This window comes from Humibacillus xanthopallidus (assembly GCF_006716675.1).
GTDB classification, from domain to species: Bacteria; Actinomycetota; Actinomycetes; order Actinomycetales; family Dermatophilaceae; genus Humibacillus; species Humibacillus xanthopallidus_B.
The window spans coordinates 61,207-73,373 of sequence record NZ_VFPM01000006.1; the positions used below are offsets into that span (position 1 = coordinate 61,207).

At 68.6% G+C, this 12,167-nt stretch carries 9 protein-coding genes and 1 pseudogene; 6 read left to right on the forward strand and 4 right to left on the reverse strand.

The annotated features are described in order from the left end of the window. Positions 1–3 precede the first annotated feature (3 nt). The 3 genes from FBY41_RS22880 to FBY41_RS22890 all read right to left on the reverse strand — a co-directional run bounded on the left by FBY41_RS22880 (position 4) and on the right by FBY41_RS22890 (position 3,451). Positions 4–393 (reverse strand): tautomerase family protein, encoded by a 390-nt coding sequence (locus tag FBY41_RS22880; RefSeq protein WP_141847592.1) that lies wholly within the window; start codon positions 391–393, stop codon positions 4–6. 123 nt (positions 394–516) lie between these two features. Next, positions 517–2,331, reverse strand: a complete 1,815-nt coding sequence (locus FBY41_RS22885) for an HNH endonuclease signature motif containing protein (RefSeq protein ID WP_260439985.1) — start codon at positions 2,329–2,331, stop codon at positions 517–519. A 97-nt stretch (positions 2,332–2,428) separates the two neighbouring features. Continuing rightward, positions 2,429–3,451 (reverse strand): LacI family DNA-binding transcriptional regulator, encoded by a 1,023-nt coding sequence (locus FBY41_RS22890; protein ID WP_260439986.1) that lies wholly within the window; start codon positions 3,449–3,451, stop codon positions 2,429–2,431. 217 nt (positions 3,452–3,668) lie between these two features. On the opposite strand from FBY41_RS22890, the gene FBY41_RS22895 reads away from it, so the two are divergent. From FBY41_RS22895 to FBY41_RS22910, 4 genes are all read left to right on the forward strand, one after another. Continuing rightward, complete coding sequence (locus tag FBY41_RS22895; protein ID WP_141847594.1) at positions 3,669–4,967, forward strand: ABC transporter substrate-binding protein; 1,299 nt, start codon at positions 3,669–3,671, stop codon at positions 4,965–4,967. Positions 4,968–5,107: 140 nt separating this feature from the next. After that, the gene (locus FBY41_RS22900) at positions 5,108–6,052 is read left to right on the forward strand and encodes a carbohydrate ABC transporter permease (protein ID WP_141847596.1); all 945 of its coding nucleotides are present in this window, start codon (positions 5,108–5,110) and stop codon (positions 6,050–6,052) included. Next, positions 6,049–6,987, forward strand: a complete 939-nt coding sequence (locus FBY41_RS22905; protein ID WP_185749228.1) for a carbohydrate ABC transporter permease — start codon at positions 6,049–6,051, stop codon at positions 6,985–6,987. Before FBY41_RS22900 ends, FBY41_RS22905 begins: the two co-directional genes overlap by 4 nt. A gap of 3 nt (positions 6,988–6,990) precedes the next feature. Beyond that, entirely contained in the window at positions 6,991–8,004 is a 1,014-nt protein-coding gene (locus tag FBY41_RS22910) for a glycosyl hydrolase family 32 (protein ID WP_141847598.1), read from the forward strand. A 93-nt stretch (positions 8,005–8,097) separates the two neighbouring features. On the opposite strand, the gene FBY41_RS22915 is transcribed toward FBY41_RS22910, so the two are convergent. Next, positions 8,098–9,984 carry a DUF6398 domain-containing protein gene (locus tag FBY41_RS22915; RefSeq protein WP_141847600.1) on the reverse strand — a complete coding sequence of 629 codons (1,887 nt, stop codon included), beginning with the start codon at positions 9,982–9,984 and terminating at the stop codon, positions 8,098–8,100. A gap of 225 nt (positions 9,985–10,209) precedes the next feature. Here FBY41_RS22915 and FBY41_RS24110 point away from each other — a divergent pair, with 225 nt between their 5' ends. Then, on the forward strand, positions 10,210–11,055 hold the full coding sequence (locus FBY41_RS24110; protein ID WP_260439991.1) for a hypothetical protein: 846 nt from the start codon (positions 10,210–10,212) through the stop codon (positions 11,053–11,055). A 14-nt stretch (positions 11,056–11,069) separates the two neighbouring features. Further along, positions 11,070–12,097: pseudogene (locus tag FBY41_RS23705) on the forward strand (DNA/RNA helicase domain-containing protein). Positions 12,098–12,167: the final 70 nt, after the last annotated feature.

Consider the following 12,167-nt stretch of genomic DNA (forward strand, 5'->3'; position numbering starts at 1 on the left):
GGGCTACAGGTCACCCTCGAGGAACTGCGCGCGGCCGAGGCCGAAGGACCAGTCGGCGGGCGTGTTCTCGACGACGGAGACGACGAGGTCGGTCGGGGCGAGGCCGCAGCGCGCTTCGAGCTGCTCGGCGAGGGCGGCGTAGAGCGCCTTCTTCTGCTGCTCGTCGCGCCCCTGTTGGGTGATCTGGATGACCACCACCTCGTCGGTGCGCTCGAAGCCGAGGCCGGTGTCGAGCGCGATGATGCGGCCTGGCCGGTGCTCGTGGATGACCTGGTAGCGGTCGCGCTCCGGTGCGGCGAAGTGCTCGACGAGGACGTCCTGGACGGTGTCGGCGAGGCGGCGGAGGTCATCGTCGGACCGTCCTTCGATGACGTCGATGCGCACGAGAGGCATGGCGGCTCCTTGGGTGGGTTGGGCTCGTCCCCCTTCGTACCCGACGACCCTGCAAACGGCTCTCAGACGGCTGCGGGCATGCCTCAGTCCCCGCTGGTCTCGGCGGGGATTGGGGCGGGTGGTTCAGGTGTGCCAGGTGACGCCGTGGGCGGTGACTGTCGCGGTGAGGTTGCGGCGGTGGACCTCGGTGTGGTGTCTCGGGCACAGCAGGGCGGCGTTGAGCAGGTCGGTGGGGCCGCCGAGGGCCCAGTGGGTGACGTGGTGGGCGTCGCACCAGCTCGGGGGCATGGTGCAGCCTTGCCAGCTGCAGCCCTTGTCGCGCACGCCGAGGGCGAGGCGCTGGGAGCGGGTGAAGAGGCGTCTGCGCTGGCCGACGTCGAGGGGTTTGCTGTCGCCGCCGAGGACCATGGGGATGATCTGGGCGTCGCAGGCCATGCGGCGCACCACGCCCGGTGACAGGACGTCGCCGCTGAGGGTGATGCCAGTCCCGGTTCCCGTGCCGGTGGCTGTGCCGGTGCGGGTGCTGGTGGGGGGCTTGCGGCGGAACGCGTCGGGGATGTCGTCGCCGATGTGGTCGCCGAGGTCGTCGCTCAGGTCGGTGAGGAGGGTGTCGAGGTCGATGAGGACGACGACTTTCGCCTTGTCGGTGGTCGGCACCCGGTCGGCGGAGGCGACGCCACGTTGGAGCATGGCCAGCAGGGCGTCCATCCGGCGGCGGGCGGGGGTGCGGTCGTCGGCGGTGATGGTGTGGCCGTGTTCGTCTCTTTCGGGGTGGGGGAGTGAGAGGGGGTCGATGGCGGACTTGAGGATGGCGGCGCCTTCGGGGTCGAGGGTGCCGCGCAGGCCGACCATGCCGGTGGCGTTGGGTGGGGTGAACCACAGCCCCCGCGCGGTGCGCCGGCGGTGGTCGAGGTCGTCCTGGTCGCGGGGCGGTGTGATCTGTTCGGTGTGGTGGCGCACGAGCCGGGCCAGCTCCTCGGGGCGGAGCTGGCGGGCTTGGTCGGTGAGGTCGGTGAGGGCGGTGGTGAGGTCGCCATCGTCGGCGACCGGGGCGGTGCGGGTGTGGAAGTCGAGGATCTGGGCGGCGTTGCCGGCGGTGACCTGCCCGGTGGTGACGAGCAGGCGCAGGTGCGCCCAGCGGGGGTCGGTCAGGGCGGTGCCGACGGTGACGAGGGCTTTGGCCTGGGCGGCGGTGAGGGAGGGGTCGTGGCGGCGGAGCCAGTCGACCCGTGAGAGCCCGTCGGGGGTGTCGACGCCGCGGGAGACCAGCTCGGAGACGATGGTGACGAGGGTGACCTCGAGGGTGGCGCGCTGCGCGGCGACCCGCTCGGCCGCGGCCGCGAGGTCGGTGTCGGCGTGAGCGGTCAGGGACCGGCCGACGACGGCGTCGAGCTGCACAGCCTGGCGGGCGTCGGCGCGGCTGCGGTCGCTGTCCCACGTTGCGGCGCGGGCGGCGGTGGCCTCGATCCAGTCCGGGTCGTCGACCATCGCGAGCCACTCCGTCTCGGTCAGGGGCTCGAGTCCTTGCGGGTCGATCGAGTCCAGCACCTCCGCAGGCACCCCGGACCACGGCCCCCGCGGCGAGGTCACCGGCCGCACCTGCGGCGCGACCCGGCGGCTCGGCCTGCGCCGCGACGTCCCCGTCGATCCTTGGGACGGCCCCGGCTCTGCCGGGCCGCTCGTGGTCCTGCCCCACTCGGCCCACACGCCCGCCCCGTCAGCCTCCGCGGGTGCAGTCGTCACAGACGGTCGCGACGGGCCCGACGCGGTCGCGGAGGACGTGTCGGGCGCGGACGGGCCGGACGGGCCGGATGGCATACCGCCCGTGAGGCGGTGCCAGAAGTCGGTCGCGGACGTGCCGACACCGGAGCGCTGCCGCGTCTCCAGGTCGGCGAGCCGGCTCCTCAGGAGCTCGAGCACGTCTGCGTTCTCTGCCATGAAACGACACTAGAGGCGACCACCGACAGTGCTCGTCCGCGGAGTCCCGACGCCGCATCCCCCTGTGGATAGGCCCGCAAACCCCAGCAGTGCCAGCTCAGCCCAGCGAGCGGACCGACCCCCGCACCTGGAGCGGCATCTCGACGAGGTGCTCGCCTGTCGCGTCGTCAGGTCGCAGCAGCAGCTCCATGGCCTGACGACCCATCTCCTCGTAGGGCAGCCGCGCCGTCGTGAGCGCGGGCCGCATGTAGGAGGCGATCTCGTCGTCGTCGAAGGATGCGATGGACACGTCGTCGGGCACGCGCAGCCCCCGCTCCGTCAGCGCCTGCTGCGCACCGAACGCGACACGGTCGTTGAGGCAGATGAGCCCCGTCACCGGCGCACCGGACTCGAGCACCTTCTTCGCCGCGTCATAGCCGTGCCACGGCTCCCAGAACTCGAAGTCCTCGACGGCCACTGGTGTCACTCCGGCTTCGGAGAGTGCGCGGTGAATCCCGTTGAAGCGGCGTCCGATCGTCACCGAGACATGCGGATCTGACTGCGCCACGGGCGCATTGCCGAGGATTGCCAGCCCGGCACCATGGCCGGCGTCAAGCAGCTGGCGGGCGACGGCATACCCCGCCTCCTCCTCCGAGGGGAGGACTGCGGTGGGCACGGTGGGGCTCACGCAGTTGACGGTAACGGCGCGCATCGACTCGGGGAGCGTGGGCAGCTCGAGCAGGCGGGCGGTGAGGGCGCCGAAGACGAGGCCGTCGACCTGGCGGTCGACCATGAACTCCAGCGCCTTGGCCAGCTGCTTGGGGTGGTTGCCGGTCTCGGCGATGAGCACGCCGTTCTCGTTCTCGTCGGCGACGTCGAGCAGGCCGCGGATCATGGCGGAGGCAAAGCGGGTGATCGTCACCTCGTCGGAGATGAAGCCGACGGTGCCGGTGCGGCCGAGGCGCAGCGAGCGCGCGGCCGCGTTGGGTCGGTAGTTGAGCTCGCGCGCGGCCTCGTGGATGCGCGCGACGGCATCGGCCGACAGGCGCGAGCCGGGTCGGTCGTTGAGCACGAGGCTCACGGCCGTCTTCGACAGTCCTGCGCGCGCGGCGACGTCGGCGAGCGTCGGTCGCTTGGTCACGTCCACCCCCTCGTGCGGGCGCCAGAGCAGCCCGTATGCCGTGTGGCGCCGTCCGTGGCACCCGTGGGCCAGCGTAACCCACCCCGAAACGGACAGTGACACGTCTTCGCAGGTGAAAAGGTTTTAGCAAACTCTTGTGTCGCGGTTCCCGAGCCGCTACGGTCTGTTGCTGAAAGGTTTTAGCAGTGGCGCTGACCTTCCCACCCCGGAGGAACCGATGACACACACCTCGACCACCAAGCGCGTTGCCGTCGGCCTGCTCGCAGCCGCGCTCCCCCTCACGATGGCTGCCTGCGGCAAGGGCGGCAGCAGCTCGAGCGACGCCTCCGGCGGCGGCGAGCTGACGATGTGGACCCACAACGCCGGCAACAAGGCCGAGCTCGGGGCCATCACGGCGATCGTCAACGACTACAACGCGAGCCAGAGCAAGTACAAGGTCAAGATCCAGGCCTTCCCGCAGGACTCCTACAACCAGTCCGTCGTGGCCGCCGCCGCCAGCAAGAAACTGCCGTGCATCCTCGACATCGACGGCCCCAACGTGCCCAACTGGGCCTGGGCGGGCTACCTCGCCCCGCTCGAGGGCCTCGACGACACGCTGTCGAAGTACCTCCCGACCGTGCTCGGCAAGTACGACAACAAGACGTACTCGTACGGCTACTACGACGTCGCGCTCGTCATGGTCACCCGCAAGACGATCCTCGACAAGTACGGCATCCGCATCCCGACGGCCGACCAGCCGTGGACCAAGGACGAGTTCGACGCGGCGCTGAAGAAGATCAAGGCCTCCGGCGACTTCCAGAACCCGCTCGACATCGCGACGAGCTTCACCGGCGAGTGGTGGCCCTACGCGTACTCGCCGATGCTCCAGAGCTTCGGCGGCGACCTCATCGACCGCAAGGAGTACAAGAGCGCCGAGGGCGTCCTCAACGGCCCGCAGGCAGTCGCCTGGGCGACGTGGTTCCGCAGCCTCGTCACGGACGGCCTCGTGCCGCTCAAGTCCGGCGCTGACCCGGCCAAGGACTTCATCAACGGCAAGTCGGCGATGCTCTACAACGGCACCTGGACGGCAGTCGACACGCGCAAGGCCTTCGGCAAGGACACCCTCTTCCTCCCGCCGCCGGACCTCGGCAACGGCCCCAAGATCGGTGGCGGCTCGTGGCAGTGGGGCATCTCGCAGAACTGCTCCGACCAGGCCGGCGCGCTCGACTACATGAAGTTCGCGGCCCAGGACAAGTACGTCGCGAGCGTCGCTCGTGACACGAACAACATCCCCGCGACCGACGCGGCCGCCGCGCAGGTCAAGGGCTACGAGGAGGGCGGCGAGAACCGCATCTTCCTCGACTACGCCAAGAAGTTCGCCGTGCTGCGCCCCGTGACTCCTGGGTACCCGTTCATCGCAACGGAGTTCACCAAGACCGCGCAGGACATCCTCAACGGGGCCGACCCCAAGCAGGCCCTCGACTCGGCCGTCAAGAACATCGACGCCAACCAGAAGTCCAACGGCTACTTCCAGTGAGCTCCTGAGCAGGGGTATGCCGCCGGGTGCGGCAGGAGGGGCAGCGTGACCGCGCGCTCTTCCCGCCAGCCCGCCGGACGGCATACCCCTGCTCGAAGCCCTGCAAGTGACCGCACGCTGACCCACGAAAGGGATGGACAATGTCGACCATCACCGCGGCTGAGAGCGCGAGCGCTCCGGCTGCCACGGCGCGAAAGCGCAAGCCCATGAAGGGCTCTCGCTCGTCGACCACCACGGCGCTGCTCATGCTGCTGCCCGCTGCGGTCCTGCTGATCACGTTCCTGCTCATCCCGATCGGTCTGACGTTCGGGCTGGCCTTCACCAACGCCCGGCTCATCTCGCCGCGCCCGGCCGAGTTCGTCGGTGTCGACAACTTCACGCGGCTCTTCGACGACGAGACCTTCTGGGCGTCGTTGCGCAACACGATCATCTTCGCAGTGGTCATCGTTCCGCTGCAGTCGGCCTGTGCCCTCGGGCTGGCGCTGCTCGTCAACGTGAAGATGCGCGGTGTCAACTTCTTCCGCACCGTCTACTTCCTGCCCGTCGTCACCTCGATGGTCGTCGTGTCGATGCTCTGGCTCTTCCTCTACCAGCCCAACGGCCTCATCAACCAGGCGCTGGCCCGCTTCGGCATCCAGGGGCCCGACTGGCTCGGCGACCCGCACACGGCCCTGCTCGCGATCATCCTCATGTCGGCGTGGCAGGCCATGGGCTTCCACATGGTCATCTGGCTCTCCGGGCTGCAGACCATCCCCGGGGACCTCTACGAGGCGGCCGACCTCGACGGCGCCGACACCTGGCAGAAGTTCCGCTACGTCACGTGGCCGGGCCTGCGCGCGACCCGCACGTTCATCCTCATCACCATCACGATCTCGGCGTTCGCGCTGTTCACCCAGGTCAACATCATGACCCAGGGTGGCCCGCTCGACTCGACCTCGACGCTGGTGCTGATGGCGGTGCGAACCGGCTTCCAGCAGCAACAGACCGGCTACGCGTCGGCGATCTCGCTCGCGTTCTTCGTCCTCGTGCTCGCTGTCACCCTCGTCAACCGCTACTTCACCCGAGACAAGGACGTCGTCCGATGAGCGCCACAGCCGCCAGCGAGACCCTGGCCCACGTCGCCGAGACCGCCGCCCCGGAGCACCACCGCAGCGGCGAGCGGTCGCACCGGGCCCGGGCGGGTCTGGGGATGCTGTTGCGCATCATTCTCTGCCTCGTCTTCGGGTTGCCGCTGCTGTTCATGCTCGTCTCGAGCTTCAAGCCCGACCTGCAGATCTTCGACGACCTGGGCAGCATCAAGGCCTTCCTGCCCACCGGGGACATCTCGACCGCCAACTACAGCGGCGTCTTCGGCCGGGTCCCGTTCGCGCAGTTCATGATGAACTCGGTCGTCATCACCGTGGTGACCGTCGTGTTCGGCATCCTCGTCAACTCGATGGCCGCCTTCGCGCTGGCCCGGATCGGGTTCAAGGGCGCTGGCATCGTGCTCGGCATCATCCTCGCCACGCTCATCGTGCCTTTCGAGACGCTCGCGCTGCCGTTGCTGTGGTGGTCGAACCAGCTGCCCTTCCTCGGACCAGACGGGTTCAGCCAGGGCTGGCTCGACACCTACCAGGTGCAGATCATCCCCTTCATCGCGAACGCCTTCTCGATCTTCCTCTTCTACCAGTACTTCGACTCCATCCCGAAGGAGCTCGACGAGGCCGCGAAGGTCGACGGTGCGGGCTGGTTCCGCATCTACCGCAGCATCATCATGCCCCTGTCGGGGCCGGCCGTCGCGACCGTCGCGATCCTGACGTTCCTGCCGATGTGGAACCAGTACCTCTGGCCGCTCATGGCCGTTCAGTCCGAGGAGCTGCGGCCGGTCATGGTCGGCATCGACTACTTCAAGCAGCTCAACACCTCGTGGGGGCAGATCATGGCGTACGCCACGATGATCACCGCGCCCGTGCTCATTCTCTTCATCGCCTTCCAGCGGTCCTTCATCAACTCCATCGCCAGCAGTGGCGTGAAAGGCTGAGTCGTGTTCAAGCTTCCCGAGGCGTGGGTGTGGGACTTCTGGACCGTCGACGACGGCGACCGCTACCACCTCTTCTTCCTGTATGCGTCTCGCGCGCTTCGCGACCCGCACGCGCGGCACTACCGCGCCTCCGTCGGCCACGCGGTGTCGGACGACCTCGTGCACTGGGAGCGGGTCGTGGATGCGCTCGTGCGCTCGGACGCGCCGGCCTTCGACGACCTCGCCACGTGGACCGGGTCGGTCGTGCAACACCCGGACGGGCGGTGGTTCATGTTCTACACCGGGGCGTCGCTGAACGCTGACGGGGCCAACGTCCAGTCCATCGGGTATGCCGTCTCGTCCGACCTCTACACGTGGGACAAGGCGCCCGGACCGGTGCTGCGCGCGGACGGCGAGTGGTACGAAAGGTTCGCGCCCGCGCCCGAGGGGAACTGGCACGACGAAGCATTCCGTGACCCGTGGGTCTTCGCCGACCCCGACGGGGACGGCTGGCACATGCTCATCACGGCCCGGTCGGCGGTGGGGCCTGCTTCGGATCTCGCTGAGACGGTGGACCGTGGTGTCGTGGGGCACGCGTGGTCGGCGGACCTCGAGAACTGGGAGCTGCGGGAGCCGTTGACCTCGCCCGGCCAGGGGTTCGGGCAGCTCGAGGTGCTCCAGCCCTTCGTAGTCGACGGTCGGCAGGTGCTGCTCTTCAACTGCCTCGCCGGCGACGCGTCCGACCGTTTGAAGGCGACGGGCACCGAGGGTGGCGTGTGGATCGCCACGGCCGAGTCACCGCTCGGGCCCTACGACATCGCCGGTGCACAGCGGATCGACGACCCGAGCCTCTACGTCGGAAAGTTCATCGCCGACCGCGAGACGGGCGAGACGAAGTTCATGGCCTTCCGCAACGAGACCGGCGGCTCCTTCATCGGCGAGATCACCGACCCGTATGTCGTGAGCTGGGAGGGTGACCGCCTCGTCCTCACGCCCTCGGTCAGCGAGGCGCCCCTCCTGGAGAGCGTGACGGGGTGATGGGCGCGTCCTGATCGAGACGGGACCCGCCGGGCGCGGACTCAGCCTCGGTCAGGGTGCGCGGCGGGCGGCATACGTCCGCCGCGCATCCTGTCAGTACATGGGGCCCTGCTCGGCGAGCGCCCTCTCGCGGCGGCGAATGAGGTCGCGTCGCGCGGCGCTCGTCAGCCAATCCGGGCGGCCGAGCGAGGTGGTCGTGGCGTAGGGGTCGAGGCCGGCGGCCTTGCGGAACATGGGGCCGCGCGACGATGCGCCCTTGATGCCGAAGTGCGCCCAGAGCTCGCCGGCCGTGATGCCGTAAGAGCCGCTGACGACGATCCCGTTGGCGCGACCCACGAGCCAGGCCACCACGGCTGCCGCGCTCGCGGTCGACCCACGTCGGCGAAAGATGCCGGGGTCGCCCGCGACGACGGTGGCGAGGAACCGGCGACAGGCGGTGCGGAACTCGACGTCGAAGCGCTCGGTCGCGAAGTTGTCGAGCAGTCTGACCGTCTCGGCCACCGGCTCGGTGATGTCGGCGGGCACGACTGACCAGTCGAAGTCCTCGTCGGGCAGCGGATCGGAGTCGAGGGCCGCGAGAGCCTCCCGCCCCCCGACGTGGTCCGCTGCCTGGTCGAGCACGAACTCCGTCCAGTCGAAGGCCTCCGAGCTCTCGAGCACCGGCACGATGCCCACTGGGTCGCCGAGGAGGGCCGCGTAGTCCTTCACGGCTTCGCGCAGCCGCAGCGCCTCGAAGGACGTGACGAGGCCGACGTAGTCCGGCCCGAACTCGTCGACGGCCTTGCGCACCGCGACGATGTCTGCATCTGCCGCATCGGCCTGCCCCATGCACCAGACGGCAAAAGCCTTGAGCAGCTCAGGGATTCGCCGGGCGATGTGCTCGTCGACAAGCAGGGTGCGAGGGAGCAGGCCGAAGAGGAAGTCGCCCAGGCGGTCTGGCGTCCAGTGGAGGAACTCGTCATCGGGCATGGGCCCGGAGGTCCCGACGATGAGGGCCAGGGCCGCCTGATCCCGGTCGCGCGACAGATCCAGTCCCGCCAGAGACGCCGCCGTCGACGACGCGAACTGGTCGACGAGCTCTCGTCGTGAGTCGAGGAGCGTCTCGACGAGCTCGTCGAGCGCGGACTCCTCGTCGAGGACGATGAGATCGCGGGGGTCGTCGAAGTCCTTGCGGCCGTCGAGCTGGGCCCAGCCCTTGCCGCCCTCGGGCATCGTGCCGAGCAGCCAGTCGAGGATCGGCCGGGCCGCCGGCCACGTGTCTGACGCAGGGTCCCAGTCGTCCTCGTCGCTCGCGTCGAGGGCCTGCTCGATGAGGCGCCGCGCCTGCGCCAGGTCGATCTCCTCGAAGGTCGGCTGCTCCTCCTCGGGGGACGAGTCGGTGATCTGGCCCAGGACGCTCTCGATGGGAACGGGCGTCGGGAAGGCGTCACGCACCACGGTGCCGAGCCGGTGGTCGACGTAGACGAGGAAGGACGCCCCGCCACCTCCCGACCACTCGACGTCGAGGACGACATTGGCGCCGAGGTCGTCATCGGCAGACATGAGATGCGCCCTGCTGACGCGCAGTTCGCGAAGGTCCCTCAGCCACAAGGGCATCGGCTGCCGTCGGTGGGCGAGCTCCTGGTCGATGTCATCGACGATCTCTGGGTCCGGCACGAGAACGGCGAGGGCCGTCAGCGCTGCGGTCGTCTCGGCGAGGTCGACGCCGATGAAGGACTCGACGAGGCCTGCGAGCCCGACGCTTGAGCCGGTGGTGTTGGTGCCGTCTGCGTCATTTGGTCCAGCGACCTGGACGATCGTCGACACGAAGGCCAGGAACGACCACGGGTCGTCGTCGCGCAGCCTGCGACGCAGGTCGAGGATGAGCGGCTGCATCGCATCGCCAGCCACGGTCGTCCCGCGCTTCGGCTGGGCCGCCCCGCCGTGCACGACGCGCAGCCGCGCGTCACCCCTGCCCCGCTTGTGTGCTCGCCTGCTCACGTGGCTCGTTCTCCCGCTGCCGTATGCCGTCCGGTGCCTCTCGCTGGGCATCTTCCCATCGCCAACGGGTCACCGGGGGAGGCGTGCGGCGCAACCGTCATGAGCACCAGCGCCTGGAGGGTGTCGCCCCAACTTCGACCCGTCACCTCATGGATAGAGTGGTCGGATCATTGCGGACCGACGGGCTTCCCTGCGGACATGCCCCCACACCGCACGAGTCACTTCGTGCTGCCAGGGGACCTGTTCGTGCACCTTCTCCGCACCTCCGTTCGCGGGTTCTCCGCGCTGGAGGCCCATCTTGCCGACCGCCTCACTGAGCAGATGAGTATCCAGACTGGTCGTCGCCCGGCGGCTAGCGAGTCGCGATCCTGGGAACGGAGTTTGCCAGCGCTCCGGGCCGACCTCGTGTCGGCCGGGCTGGACGACGTCGAGATGCTCATCGAGTACCAGCTGCCGCTGACCAGCAAGCGCGCCGACGTGGTGCTCGCAGGCAAGCACCCCAAGACCGGACTGCCTTCGTACGTGATTGTCGAGCTCAAGCAGTGGAGCTCAGCCGAGAGCTTCGAGGGCAGCGAGACGCTCGTGTCGGTGGAGCAGTACGGGCGCCGTGCGGTCACGCACCCAGCGCTGCAGGTAGCCGACTACTGCGACTACCTGGCGTCTTTCACTGTCGTCTTGGCCGACCACCCGCACTCTCTCGCCGGCGTCGCCTACCTGCACAACGCGACGGACCTTGGCGTTTCGGACCTTCTCGCTTTGAAGCGGACGAAGGAGGGCGCCATCTTCCTGGGCAGCGTCGCGGAGCGTTCATCGACTACCTGCGCTCGCTTTTGGCGCCGGGTCAGAGCGGAGCCGACGCTGCCGACGCCCTCCTGCGAAGCAAGATCCAGCCGAGCAAGCAGCTGTTGGCCGTCGCCGCCGAAGAAGTCCAGAGTAGGGAGCAGTTCGTGCTCCTCGACGAGCAGCGCGACGCTTACGAGCACGTCCTGCATGCCGTCGAGCGGGCTCGACGATCGAACACCAAAACCGCAGTCGTGGTCAGCGGCGGGCCGGGCAGCGGCAAGTCGGTGATTGCTCTCTCCCTCGTGGGTGAGCTGTCCCGACAGGGCCGGTCAGTCATGCATGCGACGGGTTCGCGGTCCTTCACGATGACGCTGCGTAAGGTGGCAGGCAGGCGGGCCCGAGGGTGCAGAAGCTCTTCACGTACTTCAACTCGTTCATGACGGCGGAGCCCAACGACCTCGACTGCCTCATCCTCGACGAGGCACACCGCATCCGCGAGACCTCCGTCAGCCGGTACACCCGGAAGGAGCTCCGAAGCGTCGGACGTCCGCAGATCCACGAGCTTCTCTCCGCTGCAAAGGTGCCGGTCTTCCTTCTGGACGAGCATCAGGTGGTCCGGCCCGGCGAGATGGGCACGGTCGATGACATTGAGGCGCACGCCAAGGCGCTGGGGCTCAAGGTCGAGCACATCAACCTCAACGACCAGTTCCGTTGCGGCGGCTCGGAGGTCTTCGTGGACTGGGTGCTGCGCCTGCTCGGCCTCAAGCCCGGCGGGCCGATCGAGTGGAAGGGCGACGACGGTTTCCACGTGTCGGTGGCTGACACGCCGGAGGAGCTGGAGCACGTTCTCGCGACGTGGCAGGGCGATGGCTACTCAGCTCGGATGGCGGCTGGCTACTGCTGGCCATGGAGCGATCCTCGCCCTGACGGGTCGTTGGTCAACGACGTCCAGATCGACGGGTGGTCACGTCCTTGGAACCTTCGCGGCGACCGCTCTGTCGGTGGTGCTCCCCCTGCCGCCCTGTGGGCGAGCGATCCCGCAGGCTTCGGACAGGTCGGCTGCGTTTACACCGCGCAGGGCTTTGAGTACGACCATGCGGGCGTCATCATCGGGCCGGACTTAGTCTGGCGCGACGGACGGTGGAGGGCCGTTCGAGAGGCGAACCGCGACCCGGACTTCCGGAACCGGATCAAGGTCACCGACCAGGAGTTCGACCGCCTCGTCCGCAATGTGTACAAGGTGCTCCTCACCCGCGGGATGCAAAGCGTGACCATCTATTCGACCGATCCACAGACGCGCGAGTACCTACGGAGCCTCATCGGCCACTGACGGCCCGGGAAGACCAACCTGTCCGGCAAGTGCGCTGACCTTGGGCAATCGCGGCGGTGTGACGGCTGTC

What these genes read in the sequence shown, in the direction of transcription:
- FBY41_RS22880 (WP_141847592.1), bottom strand. Translation starts at nt 393, where the DNA reads ATGCCTCTCGTGCGCATCGACGTCATCGAAGGACGGTCCGACGATGAC.
- FBY41_RS22885 (WP_260439985.1), bottom strand. Translation starts at nt 2,331, where the DNA reads ATGGCAGAGAACGCAGACGTGCTCGAGCTCCTGAGGAGCCGGCTCGCC.
- FBY41_RS22895 (WP_141847594.1), top strand. Translation starts at nt 3,669, where the DNA reads ATGACACACACCTCGACCACCAAGCGCGTTGCCGTCGGCCTGCTCGCA.
- FBY41_RS22900 (WP_141847596.1), top strand. Translation starts at nt 5,108, where the DNA reads ATGTCGACCATCACCGCGGCTGAGAGCGCGAGCGCTCCGGCTGCCACG.
- FBY41_RS22905 (WP_185749228.1), top strand. Translation starts at nt 6,049, where the DNA reads ATGAGCGCCACAGCCGCCAGCGAGACCCTGGCCCACGTCGCCGAGACC.